Source organism: Halorussus sp. AFM4, from assembly GCF_051194995.1.
Taxonomy (GTDB): domain Archaea; phylum Halobacteriota; class Halobacteria; order Halobacteriales; family Haladaptataceae; genus Halorussus.
Genome location: NZ_JBNTJT010000003.1, coordinates 202181 through 214476, shown reverse-complemented (window position 1 = coordinate 214476; position 12296 = coordinate 202181). Strand labels below are relative to the sequence as shown.

Sequence of the window (12296 nt, the reverse complement as noted above, 5' to 3'; positions counted from 1 at the left end):
GCCGACCGACCCGGCAGGTTTCACCATGAACCCCCTCTACGCCGTCTCGCCGCTCGACGGCCGGTACGCCGGGCGGACCGAACCGCTGCGGGCGTTCGCCAGCGAGGCCGCGCTGATGCGGGCCCGCGTCCGGGTCGAGGTCGAGTACCTGGTCGCGCTGGCCGACCTCGACGCCACGCCGCTCGAACTCGGCGAATCGGACCGCGACGCGCTCCGGGAGCTCTACGAGTCGTTCGACGAGGACGACGCCGCGCTCGTCAAGCGCATCGAGACCGAGGGGTACGGCGACTACCCCGCGACCAACCACGACGTGAAGGCGGTCGAGTACTTCGTCCGCGAGCACCTCCCCGAGGGCGCGGCCGACGCCTCCTCGTGGATCCACTTCGCGCTGACCAGCGAGGACGTCAACAACCTCGCCTACCGGCTGCTCGCGAAGGGCGCGGTCGACGAGGTGCTGTTACCGGAGCTCCGCGACGTCCGCACGGCGCTCACGGACCTCGCCCGCGAGTACGCCGACGTCCCGATGCTGGCCCGGACCCACGGCCAGCCCGCGACCCCGACCACGTTCGGCAAGGAGATGGCGGTGTTCGCCTCGCGGCTCGGCCGCGCCGTCGGTCGCGTGAAGGACGCCCGCGACGGCCTGCAGGGCAAGCTGGCGGGCGCCTCGGGCACCTACGCCGCCCACATCGCGGCCTACCCCGACGTCGACTGGCCCGCGTTCGCCCGGGAGTTCGTCGAGAATCTGGGCCTCGAGCAGGCCCCCGTCACCACGCAGGTCAACCCCTGCGACGACCTCGCCGAGCTGTTCGACGCGCTCCGGGGCGCGAACAACGTCCTGCTCGACCTCGATCGGGACGCCTGGCGATACGTCAGCGACCGCTACCTCGGCCAGGAGGCCGCCGCTGGCGAGACGGGCTCCTCGACCATGCCCCACAAGGTCAACCCCATCGACTTCGAGAACAGCGAGGGCAACCTCTCGAAGGCCAACTCGGACCTCGTGTTCCTGGGCGACTACGTCACCAGCTCGCGGCTCCAGCGGGACCTCTCGGACTCGACCGTCAAGCGCAACATCGGCGCGGCGTTCGCCTACTGCCTGCTGGGCTACACCAAGCTGCAGGACGGCCTCTCGAAGGTCGTCCCGAACGAGCAGGTCATGCGCGAGGAGCTCGAATCGACCCCGGAGATCATCGGCGAGGCGGTCCAGACCATCCTCCGGCGCGAGGGCCACGACGACGCCTACGAGCGCGTCAAGGACCTGACCCGCGGCCGGCGCGTGACCCTCGAGGACTTCCGGGAGCTCTTCGCGGACCTCGACGTCGACGAGGACACCCGCGAGGAACTGCTCGCCCTGACGCCCGCCGGCTACACCGGCGTGGCGAGCGAGCTGGCCGCGGACGTCGACGACCGCGCGTAATTTTAAGTACGAGACCGGGACGACTCCCGGCCCGTGCACTGGAGCACCTTCCTCGCGGCCTACGCGGCGGTCATGCTGCTGTTCGGGTCGTTCGCGACCGGCATCGGCGCCCTGGAGTACGAGGTCACCGCGACCGGGCCGATCGACTACGCTCCGACCGAGTGGAACGGATTCGAGGAGACCGAGGTCCCGAGCCACCGGTTTCGGGACCTCTCGGCCCGCGACCGGCGCATCGTCGATCGCGCTATCGCCGGCGCCCGGCGCGTCTTCCGGGCGCCCGGTGACCTCCCCACGACCACCCATCGGGGCGACTTCGTGGTCCGACGGAACGGGAAGCGGTACCTGATCGAGGAGGACCTCTTCTTCAACTACGAGACGCGGTTCGCCTGGGCGTCGGCCGGCCTCGGGCTCACCGGACTGGCCGTGCTGCGCGTGCTCCTCAGACGGGAACACGGCTGGTGAACCGGACTCACCGGCAGCGCCGCGCCAGGACGAACAGCCCGAGGCTCAGCGCCGAGACGCCGGCCAGGTACGGGCCGACCGCCGCGAGGACGCCCGCGGTGGCCGCCCCGAGGAACGCCGCGCCGAGCAGCGCCGCGGCCAGAACCCCGACCGCGGCGACCGTCGCGCGGCCGCCGTCGCGGTCGGCCGGCCCCTCGCCCGCCGGCCCTCGAGCGCCGTCCGGGACGTCTCGTGTCACGTTCACCGGGAGCGGTCGCAACCTGATAAGTCCGTGCGATTCGGGTCGGCGGTCCGGGTCGCCGCCGGGCCGCGACCGACGCCGCCTCGCAGATCGGTCAGGAACAGAGTTCGGCCAGCGTCGCCTCGATGGCCTCGCCCGCGCGCTCGACCTCCGCGACCCGGACGTACTCCCGGGGCGCGTGGGCCACCGCGCCCTCGTCGTCGGCCAGCGCGCCCGGCCCGAACACGACCGTCGGCGCGACCTCGGCGAAGTACGACGCCTCTGTCGCGGCCCCGAAGGGCCGGACCTCGCCGCCGCCGGCGTCCCGCAGCGCCCGGACCACCGGCTCGTCGGCCGGCGTCTCGAACGCCGCCAGGAACGGCGTGTCGCGCTCGGCCAGCGCCACCTCCACCTCGACGTCCGGCGGGGCGCGCGCCCGGAGGTGGTCGGCCAGCGCCGCCCGGAACCCTTCGGCGGTCTCGGGCGGGACGCTCCGGCGGTCGACCACGAACGAGCACTCCGCGGGCACCTGATTGGTCGCGGTGCCGCCCTCGACGGTGGTCGGCGTGAGCGTCGGGGCGCCGAGCGCATCGCTCGCGCCGGGCCGGTCCTCGCGGTCGTCGAAGTCGTCGAGCGCCCGGAGCAGATCGCCCGCGGCCCGGACCGCGTTGACGCCGGACTCGGGTTCGGCGGCGTGGGCGTTCGCGCCCCGGACCGTGACGGTCGCCTGGAACCGGCCCATCGCGGCGTTGCAGACGTCGAGCTCGGTTGGCTCGCCCACGATGACGGCGTCGGGGTCCGGTCCGAGGTCGGCCGGCGAGCCGTCGTCGAAGAGGGCGGCCGCGCCGGTCGAGTCGGTCTCCTCGTCCGGCGACACCGCCAGAGTGACCCGGCCGCGCTCGGGGGCGGCGCCGAGGAACGCCGCGAGCATCGCCGCCAGCGGCCCCTTCGCGTCGCAGGACCCCCGGCCGCGGACGACGTCGTCGGTTCCCGCCCCGTCGCGCTCGAAGGGGACGTGGGGCGGCACGGTGTCGATGTGGGTGTTCAGGACGACGTGGGGCCCGTCGCGGCCCGAGTCGCGGACCGCCACGGTGTTGCCGGCGCCGTCCACCTCGACCGCGACGTCGGCGTCGGCCGAGTCGAGCGTCTCTACCAGCAGGTCGCGCATCGCGGTCACGTCCTCGTGGGAGGGCGTCCGTACTGCGCGTTCGAGGAACTCTATCGGATCGAAGCTCATGGGAGAACCAGTCCGCTGGGGCGGTCAGGCCTCCGAGACCGTGCGGGGGTCTGGCGTCGAGGCGACCTCGCCCTCGAACTCGCGCTCGACCGGGCCGGTCAGGATGGCCCGGCCGTCGCGGAAGCCGACCTCGAGCCGACCGCCCGGCGGGAAGACGGTCACGGGGTCGGCGTCGGTCATGCCGAGCCGCCGGGCCGCCACGCCGATGGCGACCGCGCCGGTGCCGCACGACCGGGTCTCGGCCTCCACGCCGCGCTCGTAGGTCCGCTGGTCGAACCCGCCGTCGGCCCGCGGCGAGGCGAACGTCGCGTTCGCGCCCTCCGGGAAGGCGTCGGCGTTGCGGATCGCGGGGCCGACCTCCTCGATGTCCACCTCGTCGACGTCGTCGACGAACGCGACCGCGTGGGGGACGCCGGTGTTGACCGCGGTGACCTCGACGCCGGCGACCGCCTCCCGGACCAGTGGACCCTCGCGGTCGGCCGCGAGGGGGACGTCCTCGGGCCCGAACGAGGGTTCGCCCATCTCGATGGTGACCTCGTCGCCCCGGACGTCGGCCCGGCGGGTGCCGGCCTGGGTGTCGAGCATGATGGCGTCGGCGCCGGTCCGCTCGGCGGCCCACTTGGCGGCGCAGCGCGCGCCGTTGCCGCACATCGCCGCGGTCGAGCCGTCGGGCTGGACCAGCGTCATCACCACGCGGGGCGGCGAGAACTGGGGCTCCAGCGCCAGGAACAGTGTACCGTCCGCCCCGACGCTCTCGCCGCTCCCGGCGACGCTCACCCCGTCGCGCCGGTCGCACACCTTCCGGGCGAACGCCGCCCGGTCGGGAACGTACTCGTCCGCGTCTACTACCACGAAGTCGTTGCCAGTACCGTGAAACTTCTCGTACTCGATGCTCATAGCTCGTCCTCCGGTTCGACCGCCGTCACGTCCGCAATCGTTTCGCGCCGTCGCGCCAGTCGGGCGTCGTCGCCGTCGAGGACGACCGACGCCGGGCGCGGGCGGGAGTTGTACTGACTCGCCATCTCGTAGCCGTAGGCCCCGGCGTTGCCCACCGCGAGCAGGTCGCCCCGCTCCGGGGCGGGGAGCCGGTGGACGCCGAAGGTGTCGGCGCTCTCGCAGACCGGGCCGGCGACCGTCACCTCGCGCTCGGGGCGCTCGTCGGCGTCCGGCGCCAGGCTCCGGAGCTCGTGGCGGGCGTCGTAGATGGCCGGCCGGGCGAGGGTCGTCATCCCCGCGCCGACGCCGACCACGGCGCCCGCCGGGGTCTCCTTGACCGTGTTGACCCCGGTCAGCAGCACCCCGGCGTCCGCGACGAGGTAGCGGCCGGGCTCGACCGCGAGGGCCGCGTCGACCTCGCCCAGCGCCTCGCGGGTCGCCTCGGCGACCGCGTCGAGGTCCAGCGGCCCCTCGTCCGGCGAGTACGGGACGCCGAAGCCGCCGCCGACGTCGACGAACTCGAGGTCGACGCCCCGGCCCTCGACCTCGCGGGCGAGGTCGCCCATCCGGGCCACCAGTTCGCGGTGGGCCGAGAGGTCCTCGCCCGAGATGCCGCTGCCGGCGTGGGCGTGGAGGCCGACCACGTCGAAGTCCTCGGTGGCCCCCTCGAGGAGGTCCGCGGCCCGGTCGTACGGCACGCCGAACTTGGCGTCCGCGCCGGTCGCGACCTTCTCGTGGTGGCCCGCGCCGACGCCCGGGTTGACCCGCAGGCAGACCCGGCCGTCGTAGCCCCGCTCGGCCAGCCGGTCGAGGGTGTCGGCCGCGCCGACCGTGATCGTCAGCCCCGGGTGGTCCTCGGCGAGGCGGACCGCCACGTCGAGGTCGCGGGCCGGCGGGTTGACCGCGGTGTAGTGGACGCGCTCGCCGGGGACCCCGGCGCTCAGGGCCCGGGCGAGTTCCCCGGCGGACGCGCACTCGATGCCGGCGCCCTCGTCGGCGAGGGCGCGCAGGACCGGCCGGGCGGTGTTGGCCTTCGCGGCGTAGTACACCTCGGCCTCGGGGAAGGCCTCGGCCGTGCGCCGGTAGTTCTGCCGGACGCGGTCGAGGTCCAGCACGTAGAGGGGCGCGCCGTGCTCGTCGGCCAGGCCGCGGAGCCGGTCGGCCGGCCAGTCGGCGAGCCGTCGGACCGCCGGGTTCCGGACCTGCGCGGCGCTCATTCTCGCAGGGCCTCCTCTCGCTCGACGCCCTCGAGGGTGGTCTCCTCGACGTCCATCGCCACCACCGCGGGCTTGTAGGCGCCGCCCTCGAACAGGTCGTGGTCGCCGACAGACGACTCCACGAACCGGGTGAACGCCCGGCGCTCGGGCGGGAGGCGGCCGTAGACGACCTCCTCCTCGACCAGGTCGTACACCGGGATGCGGGGCGTGAGCAGGGTGTTCTCGGCGACCACCGAGTTCTCGCCCACCACGAACCCCGAGGTGACCCGGCAGCCCGCGCCCAGCGAGGCGCCGTCCTCGACCACGACCGGGGCGTCCTCGACGGGTTCGAGCACGCCGCCGATGAGGGTGTTGGCGCCCAGCTTGACGTCCTCGCCGATCTGGGCGCACGAGCCGACGGTGTCGCAGGAGTCGACCAGCGTCCCGTCGCCGACGTGGGCGCCGATGTTGACGAAGCTCGGGCTCATCATGATGCAGTCCGACCCGAGGTACGCGCCGCGCCGGACGACGGTCCCGTCGGGGGTGTTGCGGGTGCCCCGCTCGGGCAGGTCGCCGGTCTCGCGCAGCGGGAGCACGTCGTGGTAGGTCACGTCGCCGTACTCGCGGCCCGCGATCTCGCGCAGGCCGAAGTTCAGCAGGATGCCCCGCTTGACCCACTCGTTCGACTCCCACTCGCCGCCGCGCTTCTCGGCGGCCCGGACCTCGCCGGCGTCGAGCGCGTCGAGGAACTCCTCGAGGACGGCGTACTCCTCGTCGCCCGCGTCGCCCGCGGTGAGGCTGCCGTCGTCGTACCGATGCCACAGGTCGTCTACGTCGGATTCCAGACTCATGCGTCTCCCTCCACTACGTCCGCGAACTCGTACCAGCCCGGCTCCCGGCCCGCGAGCCAGACCGCCGCGTCGAGGGCCCCCTCGGCGAAGACGCCGCGGTCCTCCGCGCGGTGGGTGAGCCGGACCTCCTCGTGGTTGCCCGCCAGAAGCACCTCGTGCTCGCCGGTGATGGCGCCGGCCCGCCGGGCGTGGACGCCGATCTCGCCGGCCTCGCGGGGCGCCTCGCCCTCCCGGCCGTGGACGCGCCGGCCGGCGTCCTCTCGCGTCTCCTCGATGCGCTCCAGGATGGTCTTGGCGGTCCCGCTCGGCGCGTCGCGCTTCCGGTTGTGGTGGGTCTCGGTCACCTCGACGTCGTAGCCCGGCAGGTCGGCGACCGCCGACTCCACCGCCGAGAGCAGCGCCTGCACCCCGCGGCCGAAGTTCGACGCCTTGAGCACGGGCGCGTACTCGGCGTGCTCCCTGAGCGCCTGTTCGCCCTCGTCGCCGAAGCCGGTGGTGCCGACCACGCTGGCGACGCCCGCCTCGGCGGCGGCCGCGACGTACGCCCGACTGCTCTCGGGACCGGTGAAGTCCACGACGGCGTCGGGGTCGCGCTCGGCCAGCAGCCGGTCGAACTCCTCGGAGGGTTCGACGGCGATCCCCGCCACCGACTCGTCGGCGTCGGGGTCGCGGTTGACGGCGAACGAGACCGAGACGTCCCCGCGGGCGTCGGCGGCCTCGAGCACCGCCCGGCCCATCCGACCGGTCGCGCCGGTCACTGCGACGGATGCGCTCATTGGTTTACCTGAGTCCCCTCCGCCTCTAACTCTCCGAGGATAGCCGCAAGTTCTGCCCGAACCTCCTCGGAGGCCCGGGTCAGCGGCGACCGCAGCTGCGCGGGGCCGTACCCCCGGATCTCCATCGCCTCCTTGACCGGGATGGGGTTGGTCTCGGCGAACAGCGCCCGGAACAGCGGCGCCAGCTCCTCGTGGATCTCGCGGGCCTCGGCGAAGTCGCCCGACAGCCCGGCCTCGACCAGCGAGACGGTGCGCTCGGGCTCGACGTTCGCGGCCACGCTGATGGTGCCGGTCGCGCCGATGGACAGCATCGGGAGCGTGAGGAAGTCGTCGCCCGACAGCACCGAGAACGCCTCGTCCCGCGTGCGCTCGACGACCCGGCCGATGCGGTCGAGGTCGCCGCTGGCGGCCTTGTAGCCGACCACGTTGTCGTGCTCGGCGAGCGAGGCCGCGGTCTCGACCGCGATGTTGCGGCCGGTCCGCGACGGGACGTTGTAGATGATCTGGGGCAGGTCGACCTCGTCGGCGATCGTCCGGAAGTGCCGCTCCATCCCCTCGGGCTCGGGCTTGTTGTAGTACGGCGAGATGAGCAGCAGGGCGTCGGCGCCGGCGTCGGCGGAGCGCCGCGAGAGCTCCAGCGCCTCGTGGGTCGAGTTGCTGCCCGACCCCGCGATGACCGGCACGTCGACCGCGTCGGTGACCGCCTCCACCACCTCGATGTGCTCGTCGTGGGTCAGGGTCGCGCTCTCGCCGGTCGACCCGACCGCGAGCAGGCCGTCGACGCCGGCGTCGGCGAGCCGGCGGGCGTCGGCGCGGAGCTGTTCGAAGTCGATGCTGTCGTCGGATTCGAAGGGGGTCGTCATCGCCGGGTAGACCCCGCTGAAGGGTTCGTCGGTGCGTGTCATGGTGTCGTCGGTTCGGAGCTGGTCGCAGGTCGGTGCAGAACGAGTACGGCCCGCGACGGGGTCGCTACGCCCGCCGAGGACCTGTCAGTAACCGAATTTTGTGCGTTTCAGCCCCGAGAAACCGACCGACCCGCCGCTGGGCGAGCGGGCGCCAGCGCCAGCGACGGCGTCGAGGTGCATATGCGTGTGAGTCACCCGCTGGCACTTAACCCTTGCGTCGCCCGCGATACCTGCCCGGGGTCGGCGCGACCGAACGCGTCGGTCGAGAGTGAGCTTTATCTTTCCGACGGCCGAACCGCCGATAAATGCTCGTTCTCGGAGACGCTCACGCCGACGACCCAGCCAATCGGCGCGCCCTGTTCGCGGCCTACCGGGACGCGGACGCCGAGGTGGCGCTCCAGCTGGGCGACCTGCTCTACTACGACCTCCCGATCCCGACCTACTTCATCGCGGGCAACAACGAGGACTTCGACGTCATCGACGCGCTCCGGCACGGCCGGCTCGACAGCTCCGAGGTCACGAACGCGATCCTGATCAACGAGGAGGCCGTCGAAGTCGAGGGGCTGCGGGTCGCCGGGCTGTCGGGCAACTACGCCCCGACCCAGTTCGAGCGGCCCCGGCCGAACCTCCAGGGCGAGCGCCGGCGCCACTTCGTCCGGGGCGACGTCGAGCGCCTGAAGGAGGTCGAGGACGTCGACGTGCTGCTGACCCACGAGGCGCCCCACGGCCTGCCGGTCGCGGAGTCCTACGAGGTCGGCTGCGACCACATCGACGAGCTGCTCGACGCGCTCGACCCGGACCTCTGCCTGGTCGGCCACCACCACGAGCACGCCGAGACGACCCGCGGCGAGACCAGGGTGGTGAGCCTGGCCGCGGTCGGCGAGCGCTACTACGAGCTCGACCCCGCCACCCTCGAACTCACCTGGCACCCGACGCCGTCGTCGTGACGACCGAATCGCGGAAGCTCTCACGGAGCCCCGGGCCACAGCCCTTACCCCGACTCCGGCCGAACCACTGCCGATGCTCGTCCTCGGAGACGCCCACGCCGACGACCCCGACAATCGGCGGGCGCTGCTGGCCGCCTACCGCGACTCCCGGGCCGACGTCGCGCTCCAGACCGGCGACCTGCTCCACTACGACCTGCCCGCGCCGACCTACTTCATCGGGGGCAACAACGAGGACTTCGACGTCGTCGACGCCCTGCGCGCCGGCGAGGACCCCGACGGCGCGACCGTCCGGAACGCGAACCTGCTGGCCAGCACCGCCGCCGAGGTCGAGGGTCTGCGGGTCGCGGGGCTGACGGGCAACTACGCTCCCACGAAGTACGACGAGTCCCGAGCGGACCTGTCGGGCGAGCGCCGGCGCCACTTCGTCCGGGGCGACGTCGAGCGCCTGAAGGAGGTCGAGGACGTCGACGTGCTGCTGACCCACGAGGCGCCCCGCGGCCTGATCTACTACGGCTACGACGCCGGCTGCGAGCGCATCGACGAGCTGCTCGACGCGCTCGACCCGGCGCTCTGCCTGGTCGGCCACCACGAGCGCCGCGCCGAGGCGGAGTTCGGCGACACCCGCGTGGTGAGTCTCGCGCCCGCGTGGAAGCGGTACTACCTGCTCGACCCCGAGACCCTGGAGCTGTCCGAGCACGCGACGCCGACGGACTGATTCCGGGCCGGAGCGGTCGGGTCGCTCAGGGCCGAGGCGGCCGACCGGCGCGAGCGACGGGCAGATCGACGCGGCCGGAGCGCTCGACGTCCGCCGGACGGCGTGCACCTTTTTATCACAGGCGGAACGAGTCTTGGCCATGACCGAGATCCACCCGAACCAGCGGGTCGCCGTCCTCGCGGACGCCCAGAACCTCTATCACACCGCCCAGAGCGTCTACAGCCGGAACATCGACTACTCCGCGGTGCTCGAGAAGTCGGTGCAGGACCGCGAGCTCACCCGGGCCATCGCCTACGTCATCCAGGCCGACAGCCCGGACGAGGAGCGGTTCTTCGAGGCGCTGACGGACATCGGCTTCGAGACCAAGATCAAGGAGCTCAAGACGTTCGGCGACGGGTCGAAGAAGGCCGACTGGGACGTCGGCATGAGCCTCGACGCGGTGACGCTGGCCAACCACGTCGACGCCATCATCCTCTGTACGGGCGACGGCGACTTCTCGCGGCTCTGCTCGCACCTCCGCCACGAGGGCGTCCGGACCGAGGTCACCAGCTTCGAGGAGTCGACCTCGGACGAACTCATCACGGCGGCCGACGCGTTCATTGACATGTCCGAGCGCCCCGACACGTTCCTGCTGTGAACGCCGCTCCCGCTCTGGGACCGGAAAACACTTGCCGAGACGCGATACCCTTCGCGTATGCCCTCTCGCACTGTCGCAGGGCTCCCGCTCGTCGCGGGCCTCGGCCTCGGCGGCTGGGCCGTCTACACCCACCTGAAAATATCGGCGCGTCTCCGGACGGGCCACTGCGACGGGTGCGAGCCGTGGCACCCGCTGTTCGTCGCGGCGCTCGTCGGGAGCGCGGTACTGGTGCTGGTTTCGGCGGTTCTCTTCTACCGACGTCGAGCGACGGCTCGGCGGTGATGGAACTCGTTCGGGTACGCCATCGGAAGAACACGTTCGGCGTCGCTCCGCCGGAGCGACGCTGCGGGTCGCCGGCTCAGACCGGGCGGCCGTCCTCGTCGGCGGTACCGCTCAGGAGCGCGCCGGCCGCCATCACGAGGACGGCGACGGCCGACAGCAGGTACGTCGTCATCGTCTGGGTGTTCGCCACCGCGAAGATCACCACGCCGGCTAGGGCGATCAGCGCGAGGCCGAGGTTCGCTTTCATTGTAGTCGCCGGTAGGAGTTCCAGGGATATAAATCAAACCGAACTCGCCGGAAACCTTAGATGGACGACAACAAAATTGTTTCCGGTTGTCACGGTATACGATACCTATTAACGAGGCATTCGTTACCAAGTTCTGCCAGCGTCACCGGCGTTTCTCGACGTCGCCGCCCGGGGTCGCTCGCGACCGAAGAGCCAAGGCTTTTCGCGGCCCGCCCCCAACCGGCGGTCGATGAGCGCGAGCGACCCGGAATCCGACGACCGGCGGTCCGACGACCTGCGGCGGCTCCGCACCGTCGCCGACTACCAGTTCGGGGCGGGCGTCGGCGCGGCGCTGTTCCCGGCGGGCGAGGACCTGGAGGTCAAGCGCTCCTCGTCCGGCCGGCCCCAGCAGGTCGTCGCCGAGGAGGGCCGGCTGGTGACCTACGGCACCGACGGCCGGTTCACGCTCGGCCTGGCGGGCGGCCGTCGCGTCGCGGCCGCGCTCGAACCGCCCGCGGGCCGGGTCGTCGTCGGCGACGAGAGCGAACCGTTCGTCCGTGACGGGCGGAACGTCTTCGCCAAGTTCGTCGCCGCGGTCGGCCCCGAGGTCAGGCCCGGGGACGAGGTGGCCGTGGTCCACGAGGACGGGTCGCTGCTCGCGGTCGGCCGGGCCGAGCTCTCGGCCGACGGGATGGCCGACTTCGACACCGGGATGGCCGTCATGGTCCGCGAGGGCGCGGGCGACCCCGACGAGTAGGCGCCGGTCGCTCTCCGATCGGCACTTTCTCCGCCGACGTTACTCGTCGCATTCCCGCCGTTCGTCACGTTGAGTCCGGTCGCGAGCCACGCCGCCTCCTCGACCTGCCCCGTCTCGTCGCGGTAGGTCGCCCGGCCGGTGACGAGCGCGGTTCCGGCCTCGGCGGCGTAGCCGGCGCCGGCCCGGACCCGGACCGTCTCGGTCTCGCCGGGGGCCAGCGAGGGGACGTAGAACCCGACCTCGCTCCGGCGGTCGAGCGCCGACCCGAAGTACACCGACCCGATGTCGGTCGACAGCGTCAGCCCGAGCTCGGTCGCCCGCGCGGTCCCGGCGTTCGTCACGGCGAAGCGGACCACCCGGTTCCCGCCCGGCGCGACCGACTGGTTCGGCGGCGTCGTCAGCCGGAGCCTGGGTTCGGCCTCGACGGTCAGCCGCGCGGTCAGCGTCTCGGTCCTGGTCCGGAGCGTCACCGTCTCGTTGGGCTGGGCGAGCGCGGCGTACGAGTAGGTCACCGCGAACGGGACCCGGTACTCCCCCGGCGGGAGCCACCCGACCGCGACGTCGAGCGCGATCCGGTCGCTGACGCCCGAGCGCACCGTCCCGAGCGGGACGAGCCGCGTCCGGAAGTCCAGCGCCCGGGCGAGCCGGGGACGGAGGCGCTCGGTCAGCGGCCGGATTGAGACGTTGAACGCGGTCGTGACCCGCGCCTCGGTCCGGGGGTCGCCGCCCCGGAAC

The 12296-nt window shown here is 72.6% G+C and carries 15 protein-coding genes; 7 read left to right on the top strand and 8 right to left on the bottom strand.

The window, feature by feature from the left end; translation table 11 throughout:
• Positions 1–25 precede the first annotated feature (25 nt).
• Both purB and ACQUQF_RS14175 read left to right on the top strand, forming a co-directional pair.
• Complete coding sequence (purB, locus tag ACQUQF_RS14180) at positions 26–1414, top strand: adenylosuccinate lyase (protein WP_435179751.1); 1389 nt, start codon at positions 26–28, stop codon at positions 1412–1414.
• Between the two features lie 33 nt (positions 1415–1447).
• Complete coding sequence (locus ACQUQF_RS14175) at positions 1448–1876, top strand: hypothetical protein (RefSeq protein ID WP_435179750.1); 429 nt, start codon at positions 1448–1450, stop codon at positions 1874–1876.
• A 7-nt stretch (positions 1877–1883) separates the two neighbouring features.
• Here ACQUQF_RS14175 and ACQUQF_RS14170 read toward each other — a convergent pair whose 3' ends face one another.
• From ACQUQF_RS14170 to dapA, 7 genes are all read right to left on the bottom strand, one after another.
• Entirely contained in the window at positions 1884–2114 is a 231-nt protein-coding gene (locus ACQUQF_RS14170; protein ID WP_435179749.1) for a hypothetical protein, read from the bottom strand.
• A gap of 97 nt (positions 2115–2211) precedes the next feature.
• Positions 2212–3333, bottom strand: coding sequence for a M20 family metallopeptidase (locus ACQUQF_RS14165; protein ID WP_435179748.1), 1122 nt, complete (start codon positions 3331–3333; stop codon positions 2212–2214).
• A gap of 24 nt (positions 3334–3357) precedes the next feature.
• Entirely contained in the window at positions 3358–4230 is an 873-nt protein-coding gene (dapF, locus tag ACQUQF_RS14160) for a diaminopimelate epimerase (RefSeq protein ID WP_435179747.1), read from the bottom strand.
• A complete protein-coding gene (gene lysA, locus ACQUQF_RS14155) occupies positions 4227–5486 on the bottom strand; it encodes a diaminopimelate decarboxylase (RefSeq protein WP_435179746.1) in 1260 nt (419 codons plus the stop codon). Before lysA ends, dapF begins: the two co-directional genes overlap by 4 nt.
• Positions 5483–6316, bottom strand: a complete 834-nt coding sequence (locus ACQUQF_RS14150; protein WP_435179745.1) for a 2,3,4,5-tetrahydropyridine-2,6-dicarboxylate N-succinyltransferase — start codon at positions 6314–6316, stop codon at positions 5483–5485. Before ACQUQF_RS14150 ends, lysA begins: the two co-directional genes overlap by 4 nt.
• A complete protein-coding gene (dapB, locus tag ACQUQF_RS14145) occupies positions 6313–7092 on the bottom strand; it encodes a 4-hydroxy-tetrahydrodipicolinate reductase (RefSeq protein WP_435179744.1) in 780 nt (259 codons plus the stop codon). The genes ACQUQF_RS14150 and dapB overlap by 4 nt, the downstream gene beginning before the upstream one ends.
• Positions 7089–7997: a 4-hydroxy-tetrahydrodipicolinate synthase gene (dapA, locus tag ACQUQF_RS14140; RefSeq protein ID WP_435179743.1), complete on the bottom strand. Its 909-nt coding sequence runs from the start codon at positions 7995–7997 to the stop codon at positions 7089–7091. Before dapA ends, dapB begins: the two co-directional genes overlap by 4 nt.
• Before the next feature lie 305 nt (positions 7998–8302).
• Here dapA and ACQUQF_RS14135 point away from each other — a divergent pair, with 305 nt between their 5' ends.
• The 4 genes from ACQUQF_RS14135 (at position 8303) to ACQUQF_RS14120 (ending at position 10578) form a co-directional block, all read left to right on the top strand.
• Positions 8303–8944, top strand: a complete 642-nt coding sequence (locus ACQUQF_RS14135; RefSeq protein WP_435179742.1) for a metallophosphoesterase family protein — start codon at positions 8303–8305, stop codon at positions 8942–8944.
• A 73-nt stretch (positions 8945–9017) separates the two neighbouring features.
• Positions 9018–9659, top strand: a complete 642-nt coding sequence (locus ACQUQF_RS14130; RefSeq protein WP_435179741.1) for a metallophosphoesterase family protein — start codon at positions 9018–9020, stop codon at positions 9657–9659.
• A gap of 139 nt (positions 9660–9798) precedes the next feature.
• Positions 9799–10296: an NYN domain-containing protein gene (locus ACQUQF_RS14125; RefSeq protein ID WP_115795249.1), complete on the top strand. Its 498-nt coding sequence runs from the start codon at positions 9799–9801 to the stop codon at positions 10294–10296.
• 57 nt (positions 10297–10353) lie between these two features.
• Positions 10354–10578 carry a hypothetical protein gene (locus tag ACQUQF_RS14120; protein ID WP_435179740.1) on the top strand — a complete coding sequence of 75 codons (225 nt, stop codon included), beginning with the start codon at positions 10354–10356 and terminating at the stop codon, positions 10576–10578.
• A gap of 76 nt (positions 10579–10654) precedes the next feature.
• On the opposite strand, the gene ACQUQF_RS14115 is transcribed toward ACQUQF_RS14120, so the two are convergent.
• Positions 10655–10825 (bottom strand): hypothetical protein, encoded by a 171-nt coding sequence (locus ACQUQF_RS14115; RefSeq protein ID WP_435179739.1) that lies wholly within the window; start codon positions 10823–10825, stop codon positions 10655–10657.
• A gap of 229 nt (positions 10826–11054) precedes the next feature.
• On the opposite strand from ACQUQF_RS14115, the gene ACQUQF_RS14110 reads away from it, so the two are divergent.
• The gene (locus ACQUQF_RS14110; protein ID WP_435179738.1) at positions 11055–11561 is read left to right on the top strand and encodes a PUA domain-containing protein; all 507 of its coding nucleotides are present in this window, start codon (positions 11055–11057) and stop codon (positions 11559–11561) included.
• The last annotated feature ends 735 nt before the right edge of the window (positions 11562–12296 follow it).

Bases quoted from the DNA above. Each gene is read 5' to 3' on its own strand.
- ACQUQF_RS14165 (WP_435179748.1), bottom strand. From the start codon at position 3,333: ATGAGCTTCGATCCGATAGAGTTCCTCGAACGCGCAGTACGGACGCCC.
- dapB (WP_435179744.1), bottom strand. From the start codon at position 7,092: ATGAGCGCATCCGTCGCAGTGACCGGCGCGACCGGTCGGATGGGCCGG.
- ACQUQF_RS14130 (WP_435179741.1), top strand. From the start codon at position 9,018: ATGCTCGTCCTCGGAGACGCCCACGCCGACGACCCCGACAATCGGCGG.
- lysA (WP_435179746.1), bottom strand. From the start codon at position 5,486: ATGAGCGCCGCGCAGGTCCGGAACCCGGCGGTCCGACGGCTCGCCGAC.
- dapF (WP_435179747.1), bottom strand. From the start codon at position 4,230: ATGAGCATCGAGTACGAGAAGTTTCACGGTACTGGCAACGACTTCGTG.
- ACQUQF_RS14110 (WP_435179738.1), top strand. From the start codon at position 11,055: ATGAGCGCGAGCGACCCGGAATCCGACGACCGGCGGTCCGACGACCTG.
- ACQUQF_RS14115 (WP_435179739.1), bottom strand. From the start codon at position 10,825: ATGAAAGCGAACCTCGGCCTCGCGCTGATCGCCCTAGCCGGCGTGGTG.
- purB (WP_435179751.1), top strand. From the start codon at position 26: ATGAACCCCCTCTACGCCGTCTCGCCGCTCGACGGCCGGTACGCCGGG.
- ACQUQF_RS14120 (WP_435179740.1), top strand. From the start codon at position 10,354: ATGCCCTCTCGCACTGTCGCAGGGCTCCCGCTCGTCGCGGGCCTCGGC.
- ACQUQF_RS14125 (WP_115795249.1), top strand. From the start codon at position 9,799: ATGACCGAGATCCACCCGAACCAGCGGGTCGCCGTCCTCGCGGACGCC.
- ACQUQF_RS14150 (WP_435179745.1), bottom strand. From the start codon at position 6,316: ATGAGTCTGGAATCCGACGTAGACGACCTGTGGCATCGGTACGACGAC.
- ACQUQF_RS14135 (WP_435179742.1), top strand. From the start codon at position 8,303: ATGCTCGTTCTCGGAGACGCTCACGCCGACGACCCAGCCAATCGGCGC.
- dapA (WP_435179743.1), bottom strand. From the start codon at position 7,997: ATGACACGCACCGACGAACCCTTCAGCGGGGTCTACCCGGCGATGACG.